Consider the following 21,096-nt stretch of genomic DNA (forward strand, 5'->3'; position numbering starts at 1 on the left):
GAAGACGTATCCGTCCCCCGCCCAGACGACCGGCGATGGCCGACACACCGATCCCCGACGAGTGGGCGCTGGACGTCGGCGGCACGGTCGACCGGCCGCTCTCGCTCGACCGGGGCTATCTGCGGTCGATGGCGACCGAAACGACGGACGAGGCGTTCTCCTGTGTCCACAACGACGACGCCGAGGGGCGGACGTGGCGGGGCGTTCCGGTCGGCGCTCTCCTCGCCCGCGCCGGGCCCTCGGACACGGCGACGCACGGCGTCGTTCACGCCGCCGACCCGTCCTACGCGTGTCGCTTCCCGCTGGACAGACTCGGCGGCGCGCTCCTCGCTCTCGAACTCGACGGCGACCCGATACCGACCGACCGCGGCGGGCCGGCCCGCCTCGTCCCCCGCGACGCCGACGGCGACTGCTGGGAGAGCGTCAAGTGGGTCACGCGCATCGCCCTCGAGGACGAGGTGGACCCCGCGGCGGACACCGCGCGGAAACTGGCGCTCTCGCGCTAAGTCGTCACCCACGCCAGCGCGTCGCCGCGGCGGAACTCGTCGCCCTCGCCGTGGGCGATCTCGTCGAGTTCGCCCGTCGCGGGCGCGGGGACGTCGACGCTCACCTTCTCGACCTGTATCTCGCAGACGACGTCGCCCTCCTCGATTCGTGCGCCCTCGCGGACGAACCAGTTCGAGACGACGCCCTCGTCCTCGTCGGTGTCCTCGGGCCAGACGGCGGCCGAATCCACCGCGACGCGGGCACCGGTCATCGGGTCGCCCGGACCGCGGCGGCGATGTCTTCGACGCCCGGATTGACCTCCTCTTCGAGCGGGCGGGCGTATGGGATGGGGACGTCGGGCATGGCCACCCGTTCGACCGCTTCGAGGTCGGCGAGGGCGTCCTCGGCGGCGCGGGCGACGATCTCACCCGTGACGCCGTAGGAGCGATAATCCTCGTCGACGACGACGAGACGGCCCGTCTTGCGGACCGACTCGAGGACAGTCTCGGCGTCGAGGGGGACGAGCGTCCGCAGGTCGATCACCTCGGTGTCGATCCCCTCGTCGACCAGTTCGTCGGCAGCCTCCATCGCGCGGTGGACGTGGAGGCCCAGGGTGACCACCGTCGCGTCCGTCCCCTCGCGTTTCACGTCGGCCTCGCCGAACGGAATGGTGTAGTCGTCCTCCGGGACGGGCGTCTTTGGCCCCTCCGGTGCGGGCATCCAGCCCAGTCCCATCAGGCGCTTGTGGAACATGAAGACGACCGGGTCGTCGTCGCGGATGGCGTTGTGCATCAGCCCCTTGGCGTCGTAGGCGTTCGACGGGACGACGACCTTCATCCCGGGGAGGTGGGCGAACGTCCCGTAGAGCGTCTGTGAGTGCTGTGCGGCGTCGTTGTAGGTGCCGCCCACGGCCGTCGTCAACACCATGGGGACGGAGACCGACCTGCCGGACATGTAGGTGTTTTTGGCCATGTTGTTGTAGATCTGATCCATCGCGACGCCGAAGAAGTCCGCGAACATCAGTTCGACGATCGGGCGCATTCCGGCCTGGGCCGCTCCGACGCCGGCACCGATGAACCCCGTCTCGCTGATGGGGACGTCCATCACGCGGTCGCGGCCGAACTCCTCTAAGAGCCCCTGCGTGCTGTCGAAGATGCCGCCGTAGTCGGCGACGTCCTCGCCCATGACGAACACCTCCTCGTCGGCCGCCATCTCGCTGCTGATGGCCTCGACCATCGCTCGACTCATCGTCAGTTCGCGCTCGGTCGCCACGGGTTCGCCCGGCGTCTCGGACATCAGTCCTCACCCCCGTAGCGCCCGCCGGCGGATTCGTGAACACGTCCTCGTAGGCCTCTTCGGGGTCGGGTTCGGGTTGTTCCTTGGCGAACTCGATGGCTTCCTCGACGCGGGCGCTGGCCCGGTCACGGATCGCCGTCAGTTCGTCGTCGTCGACGCCGTGTTTGCGCAGGTCCGCGGCGAGGCGCTCGACGGAGTCGCGCATCTCCGCCGCCTCGACGTCCTCGTCGGGGCGGTAGCCCTCGGCGTCGCCCATGAAATGCCCCATCCGGCGGTGGACCTGGACTTCGAGTATCGTCGGGCCGTTGCCGTCGCGGGCGCGCCCGACGGCCTCCGCGGCCGCCTCGTAGACCGCGACGGCGTCGTCGCGGTCGACGCGGACGCCGTGCATGTCGTGACCTTCGGCGCGCTGTGCGCCGTTCGACACGTCCGTCACGCGCTCTTTCGGCATGCTGATGGCCCAGTCGTTGTCCTCGACGACGAACACGACGGGGAGGTTCCGGACGCTCGCGAGGTTGAGCGACTCGAAGAATCCGCCCTGGTCGATGGCTCCCTCGCCGAGGAAGGCGACGGCTACCTCGTCGGTGTTGCGCTTTTTCGCGGCCATCGCCGCGCCGACGGCCGGCGGGCATCCCTGGGCGATGATGCCGCTACACGCGAAGTTGACGTCGGGGTCGAACAGGTGCATGTGTCCGCCTTTCCCCTTGGAGAGGCCGGTCCGGCGACCGAAGATCTCGGCCGTCATCCGGTTCAGGTCCACCCCTTCGAGATGGCGATGTGGTGCGGTCGATGCGGTGCGGTGACGGTGTCGGCGTCGCGGAGGTGCTGGCAGACGCCCGCCGCGGACGCTTCGTGGCCCGCCGCGAGGTGGAGTTCGCCGGGAATCGGCCCCGCCGAGATGTCGAACGCCGGTTGCTTTCCTCGAGATACTCCTCTTGCAGGCGTTTTTCGTAGCGACGGGCCGTCACCATCTCCTCGTATATCTCGCGCAGTTCGGTAACGCTTGGCATGGTAACTCTCCGCAGAACGGCGTCGCTATCGGCAATAAGTGTTGGTATAGTAACTGGATCGGGGTGCGAAGCTACCGCGGTTCGGCGGGGTCAGCTCCCCGGCTTTCGCGCGGGCCTCGTCGACGATGGCGGGTCGGGCCTCGAACTCGACGACGACGTGGTCGGTCTCGTAGGATTCGTTCTCGACGTGGGCGTGGTCGTGGACCCACGAGACGAGGCTCATCGTCTCGTCCGTCATCGGGAGTACGAGGCGCTCTTCGCGCCAGTCGGGGAGTTCCCGTTCGATTCGCTCCCGCAGGTCGTCCACGTTCTCGCCGGTGAGCCCGGAGACGACGACGGGGTTCGGCGCGAGGGCCTGAAGGGCCTCGCGCTTGTCGGCGAGTTCGTCGTCGTCGACCCGGTCGACCTTGTTCAGCACCGTCACGATCGGCGCTTCGTTCCGCTCGTAGAGCGTGTCGTGACACGTGACGAGCTTCTCGCGCATCTCCTCGACGGACTCGCTCGCGTCGACGACGAGCAGGACCAGGTCGGCGTAGTAGACCGAGTCGAGCGTCGACTGGAACGACTCGACCAGCCAGTGGGGGAGATCGGAGATGAACCCGACCGTGTCCGTCACGAGGACGTCCCGGGTACCGACGTCGGCGCGGCGGGTCGTCGTGCCGAGCGTGGTGAACAGACGGTCTTCCGACTCCGCCGTCGGATCGAGGTCCGGGTGGAGGTCCGCGTTCTCGTCGACGTCGAGTTCGGTCGCGAGACGGCGCATCAGCGTCGACTTCCCCGCGTTCGTGTAGCCCGCCAGGGCCACGAGGTCGAAGCCGGACTCGCGCCGCTTCTCGCGGCGGGTTTCCTCCTTCTCGGCGATGGAGTCGAGCTCCCGCTTGATGTCCGAAATCTGTGTCTTGATGTCGCGCTCGCGGCTCTCGTCGTACTCGCCGAGACCCATGAATCCGGGGCGTTCGTCGCGTTTCGCGAGGCTCGCCTTGGCCTCCGCGCGCGGCAGTTCGTACCGGAGTTCCGCGAGTTCGACCTGTAGCTGGGCCTTCCGCGTCTGGGCTCGCTGGCCGAAGATGTCGAGGATGAGCGTGAACCGGTCGACGACTTCGGCGTCGGCGGGGAGCTTCCCGCCGATGTTGAAGGTCTGGTACGGCCCGAGTCGGTTGTCGACGACGAGGGCGTCCGCGTCCGTCTCGGCCACCAGCGCGGCCAGTTCGTCGACTTTTCCTCGCCGAAGCCGTAGGCGGCGTCTTCCGTCCGAGTCTGGCCGAGCGTGGCGACCACCTCGTAGCCCGCGGCGCGGGCGAGGTCCGTGATCTCGTTCAGGTCCGGGCTCCCGGAGTCGACGCGCTTCGCGACGACCGCCTTCATGCGTTCACCTCGCGACCCGTAGATATGTAGCTCTCCTGCACTGTCTCGACTCGAACTAGTCGCTCGACGTACTTAAACTCCGCTCGGGACGGGCTTTCAGGGGCGGGGGTCCGTCACCTCGGTTGTCGCGGCGTCACACATGCGCCACCGTTGTTCGCCCTGGGTCTTGAACCTTCGTGAGCACTCCGTCTCGCCACAAACGACTTAACGCACTGCGGCGGAGATACGGTATGGACGTGACGGCACTGAGCATGGCGTGGGCGCAGTTACAACTCGGTCTCCTGCAGATAGACCTCCAGCAGCTCGGCCTGGAGTTCGGCAGCGGGGCGGTGATCGGCGGCGTCATCGGCTTCGCGGCCAAGAAGGTGGCCAAGATAATCGCCCTGCTGGTCGGTCTCGAACTCGCGCTGTTCAAATTCCTCGAATCGCGCGGCATCCTCACGGTGGACTGGGGCCGACTCACCGCGGGGTTCGTCGAGTCGGGACAGAGCGCGGCGGGTGGCGCGCCGCCTGACTGGGCGATGACCGTCCTCTCGACGCTCTCGATCTCGACCGGATTCGCCGGCGGCTTCTTCCTCGGGTTCCGGAAGGGTTAGCGGACGTTCAGGTCGTCCGAGTCCTTGATGATTCGCGTCTCGGCCTCGCCGCTCGTGAGTTCGTTCACGAGGTCGTAGAACTCGTTTTGCATCCCGGCGGGGAAGGTGAGGACGCCGACCCACGACCCGTCGTTTTGCCACTCCTCGCGCTCCAGGTCGCCGAACTTCCGGATTCGGGCCTGCGCGCTACCGGCGTGGTCGGCCGGGACCTGGACGGCGACGGTCACCTCCGCGAACCGGATGGGGATGACGGGGCGGAGGGCGTCGAGGGCGTCGTCGACCTGTGTCTCGACCGGTTCCATCGGGTCGACGCGAAAGCCCGCTTCCTCGAGGGCGCGCTCGATGCGCTCCGGCGGGTGGGGAGCGTCGTCCATCTGAGGGTTGACCGCGTTGCGAGCGATGCGGTTGATGAGTTGCTTGCGCTTCTGTTCTTGCATCTCGCGGCGCTGTTCGGCCGTGATCTGGATCTCGCCGCGCTTGACGACCTCCGGGATGATCTCCATCGGATCGGTCGTCCCGAACACCTCTTCGAGGTCGTTTTCGGCCGGCCGGTCACCGCGCGAGGCGTCCTCGAAGACGTCCTCGGCGGCGATGACGTCCTCCAGGTCCCCCTCGAACTCGCCACGTTTGATCGAGAGGGCGGCGTCGGGGTCGATGAGAACCTCGAAACGGGTGCCGTGTGATTCGAGTCGGGCCGTCACGGCCTCGTCGAGTGAAATCATACGACGGCCTACCACCCCTGGCGTTAAAAGTTCTCGCCGACGGCGGTTAGGCGAGGCGCTCGACGATTTCGACGAGGTCGGCCTTGTCCTGGACGCCGACCAGGCGTTCGTCGGGTTCGCCGTTCGCGTAGAACTGGAGGGTCGGGACGCTCCGGACGCCCCTGTCGCGGGCGAACTCCTGCAGTTCGTCGATGTCGACTTTCACCACGACGGCGTCGGTTTCGGCTGCGACCTCCTCGACGGTGGGTTCGAGCATCTTGCACGGACCGCACCAGTCGGCGTAGAAGTCCACGAGGACGACCGGATGCTCCGCGACGAGTTCCTCGAAGTGGGCCTCGCTCTCGACGTGAATCGGCTCGTCAAGCTCCGCAGTGGGCGTGCTCATGGACGGGGATAACGGCCGGGGACCCTTAACGGTTGAGTAGTGTGTCGACGCCGCGCACGACCGGGGCGACGCCGGGCGCGAACGCGTCAGACCGAGTACGAGAGCAGAACGCCGTCGTCGAGACGCTCGACCGACGCGAGCGTCGGCCGCGGGAACTCGTCGGGGTCGGTGAACCCCTCGCCGTCGGCCAGCGTCGGCGCGTCGCGACCGCCGACGACGACCGACCCCACGAACACCGAGAGTTCGTCCACCAGTTCGGCCGCGAACAGCGAGAAGATGAGTTCGCCGCCGCCCTCGACCATCAGTCGGTCGACACCGCGGGAGTCGAGTTCCGAGAGGGCCTTCGGCAGGTCGACGCGGGCGTCGCCGGCAGCGACGATTTCGGCCCCGGCGTCGTCGAGGGCCGCCGTCCGTTCCTCGGGGGCGGCGTCGCTCACGAGGACGTACGTCGTGGCGGCGGCGTCGAGGACTCGGGCGTCGGGCGGTGTGCGGGCGCGGGAGTCGGCGACGACGCGCGCCGGGTTCGCCGGGCGGCCGTTCCGCAAGCGACTCACGCGGCGAGGCTCCTCGTCGACGGTGAGGTGCGGGTCGTCGGCGAGGACGGTGCCGACGCCGACCATGACGCCGTCGGCGGCGGCGCGCAGGCGGTCGACGCGGTCGAAGTCCTCCGGGCCGCTGATTTCGACTTGCATCCGGTCGCGCGTCGAGAGTTTCCCGTCGACGCTCGTCGCGGCGTTGACGACGACCTCCATGCGCGAGGCGTCGCGGCGGGGAGGAAAACCGCTTTCGGTGCTGGCAGGTACGACGGTTTTTATAACGTCGGGACGTACCTCGCGGCGATGCAACTCGACGACCATGCCGAGGAACTCGCCTCCGACCTCGGTGTCGACAAAGAGGAGGTCAAATCCGACCTGGAGAACCTGCTCCAGTACAGCGTCCCGATAGACGAAGCCAAACAGAGCGTCCGCCGGAAACACGGCGGCGAGGCGACGAGTTCGACGCCGACGGCGATGGACGTCGCCGACGTGACCCCCGATAGCGGCGCGGTAACCGTCACCGTCCGCGTCCTGACGAAAGGGACCCGGTCGATTCGCTATCAAGGTGACGACCAGGTCATCCGCGAGGGCCAACTCGCCGACGAAACCGGAAAAATCTCCTACACCGCGTGGCAGGAGTTCGGCTTCGAACCCGGCGACACCGTGACCATCGGCAACGCCAACGTCCGCGAGTGGGACGGCGAACCCGAACTCAACCTCGGCGCGAACACGACGGTCGCGATGGCGAGCGACCCCGTGGAGGTGCCGTACGAAGTCGGCGGCGACGCCGACCTCGTCGACCTGCGACCCGGCGACAGGGGGCACAACGTCGAGGTTCAGGTGCTGGACGTCGAAGATCGAACCATCGACGGACGTGACGGCGAGACGGATATCCGGTCGGGCGTCCTCGCCGACGAGACGGCGCGTCTGCCCTTTACCGACTGGCAGCGACGCGAGGAACTCACGGAGGGTGCGATCCTCCGACTCGAAGACGTCTACGTCCGCGAGTTCCGCGGCGTCCCGCAGGTGAACCTCACCGAGTTCACGACCGTCGCGACCCTCGACCGCGAGGTGGAAGCCGTCGAATCCGCGACGCGGATGCGCATCGACGAGGCCGTCTCGACGGGCGGGCTGTTCGACGTGGAGGTCGTCGGCAACGTCATCGAGGTGCGCGACGGGTCGGGGCTCATCGAGCGCTGTCCCGAATGCGGGCGCGTCGTCCAGAACGACCAGTGTCGCGTCCACGGGGACGTTCAGGGCGAGGACGACCTGCGCGTGAAAGCCATCCTCGACGACGGCCACGGGACGCTGACGGCCGTCCTCGGCTCCGACCTCACCGCCGAAGTGTACGGCGGCGGCGTCGAGAAAGCCAGGGAAGCGGCCCGCGAAGCGATGGACAAGGACGTCGTCTCCGACGAGATCAGTGACCGCCTCGTCGGCCGCGAGTTCCGCGTCCGCGGGACGCTCTCGGTCGACGAGTACGGCGCGAACCTGGACGCCGACGCCTTCGCCGAAACCGACGACGACCCGGCCGACCGGGCGAAGCGGCTGCTCGATTCGCTGCCCGAGAGGGGGTGGCAGAATGAGCGAGCGCGACGTCCCCGGGCGCGAAGTCGCACACCGCCTGTTCGCCGCGGAGTTCGACGACGCCACCGTCTCCTACTCCGAGAGCGACGAGGAACGAGCGCCGAAATACGTCGTCACACCCAGCGGCGCGCGGGTGAATCGGCTGTTCGCCGTCGGCGTCCTCACGGAAGTCGACGACGTCAACGAGGAACTCCTCCGGGCGCGCGTCGTCGACCCGACGGGCGCGTTCGTCACCTACGCCGGCCAGTACCAGCCCGACGAGATGGCGTTCTTCGACCGGGCGGAACGACCGTCGTTCGTCGCCCTGACAGGGAAGGCCCGGACCTTCGAACCCGACGACGGCGATCGCATCTTCACCTCGGTCCGTCCCGAGAGCGCCAGCACGGTGGACGCGTCGACCCGCGACCGCTGGGTCGTCTCGGCGGCCGAGGCGACGCTCGAGCGGGTGAGCGCGTTCGACGCCGCACTCGACCTCGACGCGACGGGCGCGGAGTTGCAGTCCGCGCTCCGCGAACGAGGGTACGGCGAATCCCTGGCCAGCGGGATTCCGCTCGCCGTCGAACACTACGGGACGACCCGCGCGTATCTCGACGACCTGCGCCGCCTCGCCGTCGACGCGCTGGAGGTCGTCGCCGACGAACGCGAGAGCGTCCGCCCGCTGGACCGCGCCCCGGGCGAAGGCGACTCGACGAGCGTCGGCCCGGTCCCCGACGCGCTCGCCGCGGAGCAGTCGACGACGCCGGCGGCCGCGTCGACGGAGACGGCGAGTGAATCGACGGCGTCGGACGAACCGAGCGAAGAATCGATCGCCGCACCGACGACCGACTCCGCACCGACGACCGACTCCGAACCGACGACGACGGCGGCCGAGTCACCGTCGACGGAGTCGGCGACGGCCAGCGCTGGTGAGGCCGACGCCGAGACCGACTCCGACGACGGGGCTACCGACGAACTCGGCGACTTCGACACGAGCGGGTCGGTCACCGAGGGAATGGCGGACGAAACGCCGGACGGGACCGCGTCGGAGGCGGCGGACGAGCCCACCGGTGACGACCAGTCGGACGTCGAGGAGGGGATGTACGAACTCAGCGAGGAGGAACGCCGCGAAGTCGAGGCGAACCACGACGTCGGCTTCGAGAGCGCCGCCGACGTGGGTGACCCCGGCGAGGCCGGCATCGACATCCCCGACGCGGACGAACTGTCCGAATCGGTCGACGCCGAGGCGACTGAATCGGTCGACGCCGAGGCGACCGACGCCACCGACGTCGACGAACCGCTGGCGGGCGAGACGACGGCGGACGGCGACGCGTCGACGGGGACGGACGCCGACGCGTCGACTGACGCGTCGGTCGACGACCTCGATCTCGAAGCCGTCGTCGTCGAGGCGATGGACGAACTGGACGACGGCGACGGCGCGGACCGGAGCGCGGTCGTCGCGGCCGTCGTCGACGAGCACGGCGTCGGCGTCGACGCCGCCGAGGACGCCATCGAGAACGCGCTGATGAGCGGGAAGTGTTACGAACCGACAGAGGACAGCCTCAAGGCGATCTGACGGTGTCGCTGGTCGAACCGGTTCCGAACGAACCCGCGGCGACGGCACGGATCGGTGGCGAACGCGCCCTCGTGGTCGCCGACTACCACGCCGGTATCGAGGCGGGTCTGCGGTACGAGCGCGGCGTCGAACTGGAGAGCCGGGCCGACGAACGCCGGGCGCGCCTCCTCGCCCTCTGTGACCGCACTGACCCCGATCGGGTGATCGTCCTCGGCGACCTCGCTCACCGCATCGGCGACCCCGGAACCGTGGAACGCAAGGAACTGACGGCACTCGTGGACGCCGTGACCGACCGCGTGCCGATGACGCTCGTCCCCGGCAACCACGACGCCGGCCTCGACGACGCCTACGGCGACCGCATCGACGTCGCTCCGCCGGAGGGCGTCCGCCTCGGCGACGTCGGGTTGCTGCACGGCCACACGTGGCCCGACCCGACCGTCCTCGGCGCGAAGACGGTCTGTCTGGGGCACGAACATCCGGCCGTCCGCCTACGGGACAGCGTCGGCGGTAGTCGCGTCGAACGAGCGTGGCTTCGCGGTCGACTCCGCCGCGGCCCGTTCGAAGAGCGCGGGGACGACGCCGTGTGGAACGACCCCGAACTGGTCGTCTTCCCGGCGTTCAACGACAGGTCGGGCGGGACGTGGATCAACGTCGACGGACAGTCGTTTCTCGCGCCGTTCCTCCCCGACGCTGTCGACTCGGCGGAGGCGTATCTCCTCGACGGGACGCGCCTCGGGCCCTACCGCGAGGTCTGAGTCGCGTCGAACGGAGACCTTAATCCCGTCGCCCCGCTGGGCCGGCCGATGGCAGACCGAGCGGTCGCCGGCATGGACGCGTTCACGCATCTCGGCGAGGCGGTCCGTGATGCCCTCTCGGAGCGCGGATTCACGACGCCGACGGAGCCACAGCGCAGAGCGATCCCGCCGCTCGCGGCGGGCGAGAACTCCTCGTCATCGCCCCGACGGGGACGGGCAAAACGGAGACGGCGATGCTCCCCGTGTTCGACGCGATCGCCCGCAGGGAACCGACCTTCGGCATCTCGGCGCTCTACGTGACCCCGCTCCGGGCGCTGAACCGCGACATGCGCGAGCGACTGGAGTGGTGGGGCGACTATCTCGACGTCGAAGTCGACGTCCGCCACGGCGACACCACGCAGTACCGACGGGGGAAACAGGCCGACGATCCGCCGGACGTGCTGGTGACGACGCCCGAGACGTTACAGGCGATGTTGACGGGCAAGAAACTCCGGAGAGCCCTCTCGGACGTCGAACACGTCGTGATCGACGAGGTACACGAACTCGCCTCCTCGAAGCGCGGCGCGCAGTTGACGGTCGGGCTCGAACGCCTGCGCGACCTTTCGGATCCCTTCCAGCGCATCGGCCTCTCGGCGACGGTGGGATCGCCCCGCGACGTCGGGGACTTCCTCACCGGCGGGCGCAACTGCGCGCTCGTCGAGGTCGACGCCGGCAGCGACGTGTCGTTCGCGGTTCGCGACCCCGACGTGACGGACGAAGACGAGCGACTGGCCGGCGAGCTGGCGACGGAGGCCGAAATCGCCAGCCACGTCCGGGCGATACGCGACGTCGTCCGCGACAACGAGTCGACGCTCGTCTTCGTCAACACCCGGCAGACGGCGGAGGCCCTTGGGTCGCGCTTCAAGGCGCTCGGCGAACCCGTCGGCGTCCACCACGGGTCGCTCTCGAAAGAGGCCCGCGTCGACGTCGAGGAGCGATTCAAGACCGGCGAGATCGACGGCCTCATCTGTACGTCGTCGATGGAACTCGGCATCGACGTGGGACGGGTCGACCACGTCGTCCAGTACGGTAGCCCGCGCGAAGTCGCTCGCCTCCTCCAGCGAGTCGGCCGTGCGGGCCACCGCCGGGACGAAGTGTCCCACGGGACGATCGTCACGGGCCACGCCGACGACACCCTCGAAGCGATGGCCATCGCCCGCCGCGCCGCCGCCGGCGACGTCGAGCCCGCGCGCATCCACCACGGGAGTCTCGACGTCGTCGCCAACCAGATCGTCGGCATCGTCATGGACCACGGCGACGTGAGCGCCCGTCGGACCTACGAACTCGTCACCCGCGCCTACCCGTTCCGCGACCTCTCCGAGGAGCGATTCCGCGAAGTGGTACGCGAACTGTCGAAGAACCGCTTGCTGTGGCTCGACGAGGAGAAGGACCTGCTGGAGAAATCCGGGGGACGTGGCGGTACTTCTACGCCAACCTCTCGATGATCCCCGACGAGGAGACCTACGAGGTGTACGACATGTCCTCGCGGACGCAGGTCGGCACCTTGGACGAGCGGTTCGTCCTCAACTTCGCCGAACCGGGCGAGGTGTTCATCCAGCGGGGGAGCTGTGGCGCATCAACGACGTCGACGAGGACGAGACGCGGGTGAACGTCGCACCGATCGAGGACCCCGGCGGCGAGGTGCCGTCGTGGGTCGGCCAGGAGATTCCGGTGCCGGCGGCCGTCGCGGGTGAAGTCGGCGAGATGCGCGGCGTCGCCGCCGACCAGTTCGCGGCCGGGGGGACCGCTCGGGCGTCGCCCGCGAGTTCCGTTCGCGGTATCCCGCCGACGAGGACACCGTCTCGGAGGCGCTCGACCCCTCGAAAAACAGGTCGAGGCGGGCGTTCCGATGCCGACGGACGATCGACTCGTGGTCGAGGGCCGCGCCCGGACGGTGGTGATGAACGCAGCCTTCGGCCACCGGGTGAACGAGACGCTCGGACGCCTCGTTTCGGCCCTCGTCGGCCAGCGCACCGGCTCCTCGGTCGGAATGGAGGTCGACCCCTACCGAATCGAGTTCGAGATGCCGTCGAAAGTGGGGCCGTCGCAGGTAGTCGACGTGCTGGAGTCGACTGACCCCGACCACGTCGGGGCGTTGCTCGAACTCGCTTTGAAGAATTCGGACACGCTGAAGTTCACGCTCGCACAGGTGGCGGCGAAGTTCGGCGCGCTCAAACGCTACCAGGGGGAGGGGCGGTTCGGCGCGGACCGCCTCCTCGCGGCGCTGGAGGGGACGCCCGTCTACGACGAGGCGGTCAGGGAGGTGTTCCACACGGACCTCGCAGTCGACGAGGCGGCGGACGTACTCCGTCGGGTTCAGGACGGCGACCTCGACGTCGCGACCGTCGGCGAACTGACGCCCGTCGGGACGGGCGGCCGATCCAGCGGCCGAGAGTTGCTCGTCCCCGAGAACGCCGACGCCAGCGTCATCGAGACGATCAGAGAGCGCATCCGGAACGACCGGGTCATCCTCCTCTGTCTGCACTGCGCGGAGTGGGAGCGACGCACGAAGGTCAAGCGCGTCCCCGACCGCCCCGAATGTCCCCACTGCGAATCGACGCGGATCGCGGCGCTCAACCCGTGGGACGAGGAGACGGTGCAGGCCGTCCGATCGAACGACAAAGACGAGGAACAGGAGCGACTGACGAAGCGGGCCTACCGGTCGGCGAATCTCGTCCAGAGCCACGGCAAACAGGCCGTCGTCGCGATGGCGGCCCGCGGCGTCGGACCACACAACGCCGCCCGCATCATCGGAAAACTCCGCGAGGACGAGGACGACTTCTACCGCGACATCCTCGCGCAGGAGCGCCAGTACGCCCGAACGCAGTCGTTCTGGGACTGAGTTCCGGCCGCTACTCGGCGAGACCGGCGTCGGCGAGGTACGCCTCGACGTACGGGTGGAGGTCGGGGAACGGCGGCGAGAACCGCCGGAACTCGGCGTGCTGGTCGTCGGGAGCGAACGACTCGGACTCCGGGCGGACGACGAACCCGTTCGCGAGGTAGTGTTTGCTGTCGACGCCGTCGAGTTCGGACGTGTCGTAGAGGTGTTCGTACGCGCCGAGTCGGCGTTCGACGGCGACGTCGACGCCGAGTTCCGCCCGCGCGACGCGGTGAACCGCTTCGTCGAGTCGCTCGTTTTCCTGACCCGCCCGCCGGGGACGAACCACTCGCCGCTCGCGGGGGATTCCGGCGTTTTCCGAGGAGTACGCCGCCTCCGATGTGCACGCCGTCCTCGCCGTGCATACCGTCCTCGACGTGTCCGTCGTCGCCGACGCGGACGACGAGGTCGACGGAGACGATCGGCGCGTTCGCGACGATCGTCCGCCACTCGTCGTCCGGAATCCAGTCGTCAGTCATCGCCGACCGATAGGGTCGACCGGGGTTTGAGGGCGTCGATGCCGCCACCGAGGACGCGACGGCCGCGAAGTCAGCCGATCGACGGCGGCACCACGTCCAGGGCCGCGCGGAAATGTTCGGCGCGGACGACCACCTCGTCGGCGTGGGCGTTGGCCGCCGGACCGGGATACCGTTCGGCGACGTCCTCGACGGCCCGGAGGGCGGCCTCCCGGCAGACGGCTTCGAGGTCGGCTCCGGTGTATCCGTCCGTCCGGGCGACGAGTTCGTCGACGTCGACGTCGTCTGCGAGCGGCGTCTCCCGGGTGTGGACGTCGAGTATCTCCCGCCGGGCGTCCGCCTCCGGCGGCGGAACGGGGACGTGAGATTCGAGGCGTCCGGGGCGCAACAGCGCCGGATCGAGGGCGTCCTTCCTGTTCGTCGCCGCGAGGACGACGAGGTTCGGATTCTCGGTGAGGCGGTCGAGTTCCGTCAGCAGTTGCGAGACGACGCGCTGGCCGACGGCGTCGTCGCCGCCGCTCCCGCGTGCGGTGGCAATGGCGTCGATCTCGTCGAAAAAAACGATGGCCGGCGCGGCGTGGCGGGCCCGATCGAACACCTCGCGGACGGCCTTCTCGCTCTCGCCGACGTAGCGGTCGAGCAGTTCGGGGCCGGCGACGTGGATGAAGTTGACGCCGCTCTCGGCGGCGATAGCCCGCGCGAGGAGCGTTTTCCCCGTCCCCGGCGGGCCGTGAAGCAGGACGCCCGAGGGCGAGTCGGCGTTCGCCGCCTCGAACAGGGGGCCGTAGGTGAGCGGCCACGTCACCGCGCGTTCGAGGACGCGCTTCGCCTCGGCGAGGCCGCCCACTTCGTCGAACCCCGCCGTCGGCGACTCCGCGACGTACTCGCGCATCGCGCTCGGATCGACGGAGACGAATGCCGCCTCGAAATCCTCGCGGGTCACTTCGAGGCTCGACGTGTCCAGGTTCTCGCGGCGGGCGCGCCGGAGGGCGGTCATCGCCGCCTCGGTCACCAGCGACTCCAGGTCGGCACCGACGAAGCCGTGAGTGCGTTCGGCGAGTCTGTCGAGATCCACGCCCTCGGCGAGCGGCATCCGCCGCGCGTGAACCGAGAGGATCTCGCGTCGTCCCTTCGCGTTCGGGACGCCGATCTCGATCTCGCGGTCGAACCGGCCGCCGCGACGGAGGGCGGGGTCGATGGCGTCGACGCGGTTGGTCGCGCCGACGACGACGACGTCGCCCCGGGCGTCGAGGCCGTCCATCAGCGAGAGCAGTTGGCCGACGACGCGGCTCTCGACGTCGCCGCCGTCCTCGCGTTCGGGCGCGATCGAGTCGATCTCGTCGAAGAAGACGATGGCGGGTGCCGACCGGGCCGCCTCCTCGAACGTCTCGCGGAGGCGCTGCTCGCTCTCGCCTTTGTACTTCGACATGACCTCGGGCCCCGAGACGTGGAAGAACGTCGCGTCCACCTCGTTGGCGACGGCCTTGGCGATGAGCGTTTTCCCCGTCCCCGGCGGGCCGTAGAGCAGGACGCCCTTCGGCGGGTCGATGCCGAGGCGGGCGAACAGCCCCGGTTCCGAGAGCGGGAGTTCGATGATCTCGCGCACCAGGTCGAGTTCCTCGTCGAGGCCGCCGATGTCCTCGTAGGTGACGCCCGTCTCCGGAGCGAGAGCCGTCGACGGCCCGGTGGCCTCTCGACGCGCCGCGTCGCCCCCGTCCTCACTGGTGGTCGAATCGGGGAATCCCTCACTGGTGGTCGAGTCGATGGACTCCTCGCCGGTGTCCGCGTCTCCCCGCGACGGCCACGAGACGGAGACGGTCGTGCGGTCGGTGATGCGGACCGTCCCCTCGGGGTCGGTGTCGGCGACGACGAACGGGGCGTCGCCGAGCCGCGGAACGCGGACGCGTTCGCCGACTCGGACGGGGCGACTCCGGAGGTGGGACGCGAGCGCCGACCGGGCGTCGTCGCGGTCGGCGTCGAGGCCGGCGGGCGCGCGGAACGTCGCCGACTCGGCGTCCGTCACGGACGCCCGGCGGACCCGGACGGTGTCGCCGATGCTGACGCCGGCGTTCGACCGCGTGTCGGCGTCGACCTGTATCGCGCCGGCATCGACGCCCGCCCGCGCGGGCCAGAGTTTGGCGACGGCCGGGCGCTCGCCCTCGACGACGACGGCGTCGCCGCTCAGGACGCCCAGTTTGCGCCGGGCCGCCTCCGGCAGGCGCGCGATGCCGCGCCCGGCGTCCCGCTTTCCGCGCCGCGAACCGTGAGTTCCACCGCGCCGTCGTCTGCCATGGGGAGTGATTCGCCGGCGGACCATTTGACGCTTGGCCCGCGGCGTGACGGCAACCGGGACAATCGTTTTATCGCGGGACGACACACGTTCCCGTATGGTTTCCACGACCGAGCGGGACGGCATGACGTGGTACAAGTGTGACGTGTGTGGAATGCTGTTCGATTCGAAAGAGGACGCCGGTCAACACGAAGAGAACTGCGACGAGTCGGACCCGTCCTATCTCCAGTAGGCTACCGGTGTTCGGCGAGCAACCGCTCGGCGTGTTTCCGCGAGGTCGCGGTCGTCCACCTGACCTTCGAGGCGTCGCCGTAGGCCAGCGCCTCCTTGAGTTCGTCCCGTAGCACGCCCGCGTCGATCTCGACCGTCTCACCGCTCTCGTCGCCGAGTTCGTAGACGCCGTACCGGTCGGGGGCGTTCGCCACCGTCGACCGATCGAGTTCCTGCCAGCGTTTGCGGAGGCTCATTCGCCGACGATCTCGTAGGAGTCCTCGCCCCAGTCGTCCTCGACGAAGACGAACACGCGACCCCCGGCCGTCTCCGGATCGGCCTCGACCTCCGTCCGCTGTCCCTCGCCGCTGCGGACGGTCACGCCCGGGAAGAGTTCTTCCTCCTCGCCGGCGTCGAGGATGATGCGGCCGACACCGGTCGATTCGAGGACGTCGTCGTGGGTCTTGTGGTCGTTGACGTACATCATGACGCCCTCCGTCTCGGTGGGATCGGTGACGAGGACGTGCGTCCGCTTTCCGGGGGCGTCCGGAGCGTCCCGGTCACCGCCTCGGGCACGCCGCGATAGAGGACGGTCCGGCCGTCGAGATACTCCACCTGCACGCCGTGTTCGAGGAGGTCGACGCCGAGGGTGCTCGGAGCCACGTCGTTTCGCAGTTGCATACCGGTAGCTACCGCTGGCGGAGGGAAAACGTCGCGCCATGGCTCGGCCACACATATATATCGGTCGCGTTCGATGGGCCGGCATGGAACTCTCACGCCGGGATCTGGTCGGTCTCTGTGCCGGCCTCGGCGTCGGGGCTGCGGGCTGTCTCTCGCGGGGTTCGAACGTTCGCTACCCGAAGACGTCCGGCGGGAGCGACGCTCGGGCGCTCGTCGACTCGGGGTCGACCGCCGCGAACGAGGCCCCCGCACAGGTCGACGAACCGCCGAGTCACCGTCGCCTCGCGACCGAACTCGAACGCATCGACGGGGAGATAGCGTGGTTCGCCCGGCAGTACGACGACGCCGTCGAGGCCTATCGTGACGCGCTCGCTCGGGCCATCGCCACGATAGAGCGCGTCCGTCGCGACGCGGAGATAAACGCCAACACGATCGAGAACGTCGCTGCCGCCGCCGAGGACGCCCACTCCGTGGCCGAGACGGCGCTCGGCTCACACTTCGACGTCGAGGCGCTCGTCGAGGAGGAGGCGTCTCACCACCTCGACACGATCCGGAAGTTCTCGGGGCGCGGTGACCTCGACAGGGTCGACGAGGAGTTGGCCCGCCTCGCGACGTTCTACCGCAGCATCCGGAACCAACTGTTCATCAAACGCAGCCTCTCCGACCGGCAGATAGACAACCGGCTCTACCGGTGGCTCCACGACAGCGACGGCGACGGTTTCGGCGACGAAGACGATGACGAAGACGACGAGGACGAAGTCGCCCCGGGGCTCTTCGAGTTGTACCACGGATCGACCGGATACCGCGCGTACGCCTACAACGGCCCCCGGTACGTCGAGCGCGACCCGTTTCCCGACGCGACGCTCGCACCGGTTCGCGACCGGTTCGAAGCGGTCGGCGAATCCGACGGTCGCGAGGAGTACGTCTACCTGCTGTCGTACGCGGTTCCGCCCGCGGACGACCAACCGGAGACGCTCGACCCGACGGCGTACCGCTCGACGTCGCTGTTCCTCCAGCGGTTCACCGACGCGGCCGCGTCCGGGCGGGCCATCGCGAACCTGACCGAGGGGCCGGTGGCCCAGGAGGGGACGTACTCGTTCGGCCGCGACGCGTGGCGACGCATCTACTACACCTACGAGGGCGACGTCGTCTACGCGTTTCTGATTCGAGCGGGCAGATACCTGCTCGTCGCCGCGCCGTCGCGGGTGGCGTGGGAGGAACGCGTCGGCTGGAGCAGGCCGCTCGACCGGACGTGGCTCTGGAGACGATAGATGTCGTCGAGGTCCGCCACCAGACAGTTGTGGTTGGTCGTCGGCGTCTTCGCGGCGCTCGGGGCCGCGCTCGGGGTCGTGAGCTACGCGGCGACGGACTGGGCGCGCGTCCAGTTCGCCTCGGCCGCCAGCGGCGCGACCCTCGCCGAGTTCGGGCCCGTCTTCGTCTCGCTCTCGGCGTTCCAGACGACCGTGACCCTGTTTCTGGCCGGACCGGTCGTCGGCACCGTCGTCGGCGTGCTCGTCGGATCGCGGTTTCTGGACTGGCGGCTCGCGGGCGGCGTCGCCGGCGGCGGATCGCTCGTCGGGTTTTTCGTCATGGCCGGCCTCGGAACGTTCGGCCTCTCGCTGGTCGGCGGTCCGGGCACGGAGCAGATCTACGCCGTCGACCAGGCGATCGGGCCGCTCCTCGTCGCCGGCGTCGCCACGGGCGTCGTCGGCGGGGTGAGCGGCCTCCTGGGGTCTGCGTTCGTGCGGTAATCGCTACACCTAACTGTCCGGTCCGCGCGCCTATCGGTATGCAGGCACAGGGCCGCGCAGTCGCCCTCGGAGCGGGGACGGTCCTCAACGCCCTCGCCACGGGGACCGGATCGGCGTTCGCCATCGACGCGGAGACGACGGCGACGGTCACGCTTGACGACACGAGCGGCGTCGACGGCGACGTCGACGGCGCGCCGGAGGCCGACACGCGCCTCGTCGAGCGCTGTGTCGAACTCGTAATCGAGCAGTTCGGCGACGGCGAGGGGGACACGTCCACACCGAGAGCGACGTGCCGATGGCGGCCGGTCTCAAGAGTTCGAGCGCGGCGGCGAACGCGACGGTACTGGCGACGTTCGACGCGCTCGGCGTCGACGTGGGCGACGACTCCGATGCGGCGGTGTCACGCGTCGACGCCTGCCGACTGGGCGTCCGCGCCGCCCGCGAGGCGGGCGTCACCGTCACCGGCGCGTTCGACGACGCCAGCGCGTCGATGCTCGGCGGCGTCACCGTCACCGACAACGTCGACGACGAACTCCGCCGGCGCGACGAACGCGACTGGGACGTCCTCGTGTGGACGCCGCCGGAACGGGCGTTCAGCGCGGAGGCACCCGTCGACCGCTGTGAACGCGTCGCGCCGATGGCCGACCTGGTCGCCGAGCTCGCTCTCGACGGGCGCTACGGCGAGGCGATGACGGTCAACGGACTGGCGTTCTCGGCGGCGCTCGGCTTCCCGACGGATCCGGCGGTCGAGGCGATGCCCCACGTCGCGGGCGTCTCGCTCTCGGGGACGGGTCCGAGCGTCGTCGCGGTCGGCGAGCGATCGGCGTTAGAACAGGTGCGCAACTACTGGAACGAACGTGAGGGAACGACATGGCTGACGACAACACGAACGGACGGAGCACGGACGATATGACTACCGACGGGATGACGCTCGACGAACTCCGCGAGGAGATCGAGGAGATCGACCGCGAACTGGTCGAACTCGTCGCACGTCGGACGTACATCGCGGGAACGGTCGCCGACGTGAAGGCGGAACGCGGCCTGCCGACCACCGACGAGACACAGGAGGAGCGCGTGATGGAACGCGTGTCCGAACTCGCCGAGCGGTTCGACGTCGACCGCAACCTCGTGAAGGCCATCTTCCGGTTGCTCATCGAATTGAACAAGGCGGAGCAGAGAGAAAATCGGTAGCTTCCGCCACGGTGCCGTCTGCAAAATAGTTCTGGTAGCCGGTTCGACCGACGTGTGGTTTTCGCATCGAAGTGGGATCACCAGAGGAGTCGCTATTCACACGAACAGAAAGTTGATGAACGCCGTCGGCCGGATTTAAGAGGAAGCATGCACCGACTCAGGAAGCCGCTCGAAGCGGGAAGCGCGCTAATTGCGGTCGTTCTGGTCATTAATCTCGTCGAATTCGTTGGGCTTGCCGGTCGGTTCCCGGGGTCGGCATCATCGGGGTGTTCTCTCTCGCCATCATCGGCGTTTCGGCGATCCTGTTCGCAACGATCATCTATCCGTTCAGTCGCTTTTCGCGTACCACCTCGAAAGCGTTCGTTAAATTCGGTCTCTTGCTCGTGCTGGGTTACGTTCCGTTGTATCTGGTGTTCGGATGTGTATTCTACGGGTGCCCCGGTTGAGAAATCGTACTGGGCACGAGCGGAGGTCATAACTGGTTAGTTCGACTAGTATATTCTGTCCACCGTAAGACACAGTATCCTGTGTCCCCACAGTTCTACTATGCCCACCATCACGGTCAACGTAGACGATGCACTCAAACAGCGGATGGAGAAGCACCCGGAACTCAACTGGAGCGAGGTCACTCGGCAGGCCATCCAAGATAAAATCGAGAAACTCGAACTGATGGATGAACTCACTGCGGACAGCGAACTCACGGAAGCCGACGTAGACGAAATTTCCGCCAAAATCAACGAGAGCGCACGGGAACGCCTCGAAGAAGAGTCGGAGTAACATGGACGGATGAAGTTGGTCGTCGACGCGAACGTCGTCATCTCGGCACTCATTGCCGACTCGAAGACCCGAGAACTCATTGTCACCCTCAAACCGGACCTTCTGACACCCGAAGTCGTCCACGACGAAATCGGGAATTACGAAGGTCTCATCGTCGAGCAATCGAGACTGAGTTCGGACAGAGTTCAACAGTTTATCGACCTCTTGTTCCAGTATATCGAGGTGGTGCCTGCCAGCGAGTTCTACCCGTACATCGAGGAGGCAGAAGACGCGGTAGGTGATACCGACCCGGACGACGTGCTGTACGTCGCCTGTGCGCTCGCTCGTGACGCTGGGCTGTGGAGCGACGACTCCGACTTCGATGCACAAGACCTCGTGTCGGTGTTCACGACCAGTGAGGTTATCGAATCGTTCGAGCCGGTGTGACTTCCTGACGCCGGGAATAGTGAACGAACCGAAAAAGTACGCAGCTTCGAATCATGGGTTTTAGCTACCTGAACAAGGCCGAGCAAC

Annotated in this window: 18 protein-coding genes and 6 pseudogenes; 13 read left to right on the plus strand and 11 right to left on the minus strand. The window is 68.2% G+C overall.

What is annotated here, in order from left to right; all coding sequences use genetic code 11:
* Positions 1–35: 35 nt before the first annotated feature.
* On the plus strand, positions 36–506 hold the full coding sequence (locus tag ACFQJD_RS06455) for a molybdopterin-dependent oxidoreductase (RefSeq protein ID WP_379796973.1): 471 nt from the start codon (positions 36–38) through the stop codon (positions 504–506).
* Here ACFQJD_RS06455 and ACFQJD_RS06460 read toward each other — a convergent pair.
* The 4 genes and pseudogenes from ACFQJD_RS06460 to hflX all read right to left on the minus strand — a co-directional run bounded on the left by ACFQJD_RS06460 (position 503) and on the right by hflX (position 4,157).
* Positions 503–757 (minus strand): lipoyl domain-containing protein, encoded by a 255-nt coding sequence (locus tag ACFQJD_RS06460; RefSeq protein ID WP_379796975.1) that lies wholly within the window; start codon positions 755–757, stop codon positions 503–505. The genes ACFQJD_RS06455 and ACFQJD_RS06460 overlap by 4 nt on opposite strands.
* Entirely contained in the window at positions 754–1,782 is a 1,029-nt protein-coding gene (locus tag ACFQJD_RS06465; protein WP_379796977.1) for an alpha-ketoacid dehydrogenase subunit beta, read from the minus strand. The genes ACFQJD_RS06460 and ACFQJD_RS06465 overlap by 4 nt, the downstream gene beginning before the upstream one ends.
* Positions 1,748–2,765 (minus strand): annotated as a pseudogene (locus ACFQJD_RS06470) (thiamine pyrophosphate-dependent dehydrogenase E1 component subunit alpha); the annotation flags it as partial. The gene ACFQJD_RS06465 and the pseudogene ACFQJD_RS06470, both read right to left, overlap by 35 nt.
* Positions 2,766–2,817: 52 nt before the next feature.
* Positions 2,818–4,157, minus strand: a pseudogene (gene hflX, locus ACFQJD_RS06475) (GTPase HflX).
* Positions 4,158–4,387: 230 nt separating this feature from the next.
* Between hflX and ACFQJD_RS06480 the strand changes: the two are divergent.
* Entirely contained in the window at positions 4,388–4,753 is a 366-nt protein-coding gene (locus ACFQJD_RS06480; RefSeq protein WP_379796979.1) for an FUN14 domain-containing protein, read from the plus strand.
* Here ACFQJD_RS06480 and ACFQJD_RS06485 read toward each other — a convergent pair.
* The 3 genes from ACFQJD_RS06485 to ACFQJD_RS06495 all read right to left on the minus strand — a co-directional run bounded on the left by ACFQJD_RS06485 (position 4,750) and on the right by ACFQJD_RS06495 (position 6,612).
* On the minus strand, positions 4,750–5,475 hold the full coding sequence (locus ACFQJD_RS06485; protein WP_379796982.1) for a ribosome assembly factor SBDS: 726 nt from the start codon (positions 5,473–5,475) through the stop codon (positions 4,750–4,752). The two genes, ACFQJD_RS06480 and ACFQJD_RS06485, sit on opposite strands and share 4 nt — an antisense overlap.
* 46 nt (positions 5,476–5,521) lie before the next feature.
* Positions 5,522–5,860, minus strand: coding sequence for a thioredoxin (gene trxA / locus ACFQJD_RS06490; protein ID WP_379796984.1), 339 nt, complete (start codon positions 5,858–5,860; stop codon positions 5,522–5,524).
* 86 nt (positions 5,861–5,946) lie between these two features.
* A complete protein-coding gene (locus ACFQJD_RS06495; RefSeq protein WP_379800429.1) occupies positions 5,947–6,612 on the minus strand; it encodes a 2,5-diamino-6-(ribosylamino)-4(3H)-pyrimidinone 5'-phosphate reductase in 666 nt (221 codons plus the stop codon).
* An 87-nt stretch (positions 6,613–6,699) separates the two neighbouring features.
* Between ACFQJD_RS06495 and ACFQJD_RS06500 the strand changes: the two are divergent.
* The 4 genes and pseudogenes from ACFQJD_RS06500 to ACFQJD_RS06515 form a co-directional block, all read left to right on the plus strand.
* Positions 6,700–7,965: pseudogene (locus ACFQJD_RS06500) on the plus strand (Single-stranded DNA binding protein); the annotation flags it as partial.
* Between the two features lie 13 nt (positions 7,966–7,978).
* Positions 7,979–9,535 (plus strand): hypothetical protein, encoded by a 1,557-nt coding sequence (locus ACFQJD_RS06505; protein ID WP_379796986.1) that lies wholly within the window; start codon positions 7,979–7,981, stop codon positions 9,533–9,535.
* 2 nt (positions 9,536–9,537) lie between these two features.
* Positions 9,538–10,290, plus strand: coding sequence for a metallophosphoesterase (locus tag ACFQJD_RS06510; protein WP_379796988.1), 753 nt, complete (start codon positions 9,538–9,540; stop codon positions 10,288–10,290).
* A gap of 48 nt (positions 10,291–10,338) precedes the next feature.
* Positions 10,339–13,171: pseudogene (locus ACFQJD_RS06515) on the plus strand (DEAD/DEAH box helicase).
* Between the two features lie 10 nt (positions 13,172–13,181).
* Here ACFQJD_RS06515 and ACFQJD_RS06520 read toward each other — a convergent pair.
* Together ACFQJD_RS06520 and ACFQJD_RS06525 are read right to left on the minus strand one after the other, a co-directional pair.
* Positions 13,182–13,496 (minus strand): hypothetical protein, encoded by a 315-nt coding sequence (locus ACFQJD_RS06520; RefSeq protein WP_379796991.1) that lies wholly within the window; start codon positions 13,494–13,496, stop codon positions 13,182–13,184.
* A gap of 260 nt (positions 13,497–13,756) precedes the next feature.
* Positions 13,757–16,000 (minus strand): AAA family ATPase, encoded by a 2,244-nt coding sequence (locus ACFQJD_RS06525; RefSeq protein ID WP_379796992.1) that lies wholly within the window; start codon positions 15,998–16,000, stop codon positions 13,757–13,759.
* 70 nt (positions 16,001–16,070) lie between these two features.
* Here ACFQJD_RS06525 and ACFQJD_RS06530 point away from each other — a divergent pair, with 70 nt between their 5' ends.
* Complete coding sequence (locus ACFQJD_RS06530; RefSeq protein ID WP_379796995.1) at positions 16,071–16,205, plus strand: DUF7128 family protein; 135 nt, start codon at positions 16,071–16,073, stop codon at positions 16,203–16,205.
* A 1-nt stretch (position 16,206) separates the two neighbouring features.
* On the opposite strand, the gene ACFQJD_RS06535 is transcribed toward ACFQJD_RS06530, so the two are convergent.
* Positions 16,207–16,440, minus strand: coding sequence for a DUF7508 domain-containing protein (locus ACFQJD_RS06535; protein ID WP_379796997.1), 234 nt, complete (start codon positions 16,438–16,440; stop codon positions 16,207–16,209).
* Positions 16,437–16,864: pseudogene (locus ACFQJD_RS06540) on the minus strand (DUF5796 family protein). Before ACFQJD_RS06540 ends, ACFQJD_RS06535 begins: the two are co-directional and overlap by 4 nt.
* An 83-nt stretch (positions 16,865–16,947) precedes the next feature.
* Here ACFQJD_RS06540 and ACFQJD_RS06545 point away from each other — a divergent pair.
* The 6 genes and pseudogenes from ACFQJD_RS06545 (at position 16,948) to ACFQJD_RS06570 (ending at position 21,009) form a co-directional block, all read left to right on the plus strand.
* Complete coding sequence (locus ACFQJD_RS06545) at positions 16,948–18,135, plus strand: hypothetical protein (RefSeq protein WP_379796998.1); 1,188 nt, start codon at positions 16,948–16,950, stop codon at positions 18,133–18,135.
* A gap of 27 nt (positions 18,136–18,162) precedes the next feature.
* A complete protein-coding gene (locus ACFQJD_RS06550) occupies positions 18,163–18,615 on the plus strand; it encodes a hypothetical protein (protein ID WP_379797000.1) in 453 nt (150 codons plus the stop codon).
* Positions 18,616–18,653: 38 nt separating this feature from the next.
* Positions 18,654–19,528 (plus strand): annotated as a pseudogene (locus ACFQJD_RS06555) (shikimate kinase).
* Entirely contained in the window at positions 19,486–19,806 is a 321-nt protein-coding gene (locus tag ACFQJD_RS06560) for a chorismate mutase (RefSeq protein ID WP_379797002.1), read from the plus strand. Before ACFQJD_RS06555 ends, ACFQJD_RS06560 begins: the two are co-directional and overlap by 43 nt.
* A 546-nt stretch (positions 19,807–20,352) precedes the next feature.
* On the plus strand, positions 20,353–20,583 hold the full coding sequence (locus ACFQJD_RS06565; protein ID WP_379797004.1) for a hypothetical protein: 231 nt from the start codon (positions 20,353–20,355) through the stop codon (positions 20,581–20,583).
* Positions 20,584–20,592: 9 nt separating this feature from the next.
* Entirely contained in the window at positions 20,593–21,009 is a 417-nt protein-coding gene (locus ACFQJD_RS06570; RefSeq protein WP_379797006.1) for a PIN domain-containing protein, read from the plus strand.
* Positions 21,010–21,096: the final 87 nt, after the last annotated feature.

The sequence above is a fragment of the Haloplanus sp. GCM10025708 genome (assembly GCF_042663985.1).
Lineage (GTDB): Archaea > Halobacteriota > Halobacteria > Halobacteriales > Haloferacaceae > Salinirarus > Salinirarus marinus.

Bases quoted from the DNA above. Each gene is read 5' to 3' on its own strand.
- ACFQJD_RS06455 (WP_379796973.1), top strand. From the start codon at position 36: ATGGCCGACACACCGATCCCCGACGAGTGGGCGCTGGACGTCGGCGGC.
- ACFQJD_RS06460 (WP_379796975.1), bottom strand. From the start codon at position 757: ATGACCGGTGCCCGCGTCGCGGTGGATTCGGCCGCCGTCTGGCCCGAG.
- ACFQJD_RS06465 (WP_379796977.1), bottom strand. From the start codon at position 1,782: ATGTCCGAGACGCCGGGCGAACCCGTGGCGACCGAGCGCGAACTGACG.
- ACFQJD_RS06480 (WP_379796979.1), top strand. From the start codon at position 4,388: ATGGACGTGACGGCACTGAGCATGGCGTGGGCGCAGTTACAACTCGGT.
- ACFQJD_RS06485 (WP_379796982.1), bottom strand. From the start codon at position 5,475: ATGATTTCACTCGACGAGGCCGTGACGGCCCGACTCGAATCACACGGC.
- trxA (WP_379796984.1), bottom strand. From the start codon at position 5,860: ATGAGCACGCCCACTGCGGAGCTTGACGAGCCGATTCACGTCGAGAGC.
- ACFQJD_RS06495 (WP_379800429.1), bottom strand. From the start codon at position 6,612: ATGGAGGTCGTCGTCAACGCCGCGACGAGCGTCGACGGGAAACTCTCG.
- ACFQJD_RS06505 (WP_379796986.1), top strand. From the start codon at position 7,979: ATGAGCGAGCGCGACGTCCCCGGGCGCGAAGTCGCACACCGCCTGTTC.
- ACFQJD_RS06525 (WP_379796992.1), bottom strand. From the start codon at position 16,000: ATGGTCCGCCGGCGAATCACTCCCCATGGCAGACGACGGCGCGGTGGA.
- ACFQJD_RS06530 (WP_379796995.1), top strand. From the start codon at position 16,071: ATGGTTTCCACGACCGAGCGGGACGGCATGACGTGGTACAAGTGTGAC.
- ACFQJD_RS06535 (WP_379796997.1), bottom strand. From the start codon at position 16,440: ATGAGCCTCCGCAAACGCTGGCAGGAACTCGATCGGTCGACGGTGGCG.
- ACFQJD_RS06545 (WP_379796998.1), top strand. From the start codon at position 16,948: ATGGAACTCTCACGCCGGGATCTGGTCGGTCTCTGTGCCGGCCTCGGC.
- ACFQJD_RS06560 (WP_379797002.1), top strand. From the start codon at position 19,486: ATGGCTGACGACAACACGAACGGACGGAGCACGGACGATATGACTACC.
- ACFQJD_RS06565 (WP_379797004.1), top strand. From the start codon at position 20,353: ATGCCCACCATCACGGTCAACGTAGACGATGCACTCAAACAGCGGATG.
- ACFQJD_RS06570 (WP_379797006.1), top strand. From the start codon at position 20,593: ATGAAGTTGGTCGTCGACGCGAACGTCGTCATCTCGGCACTCATTGCC.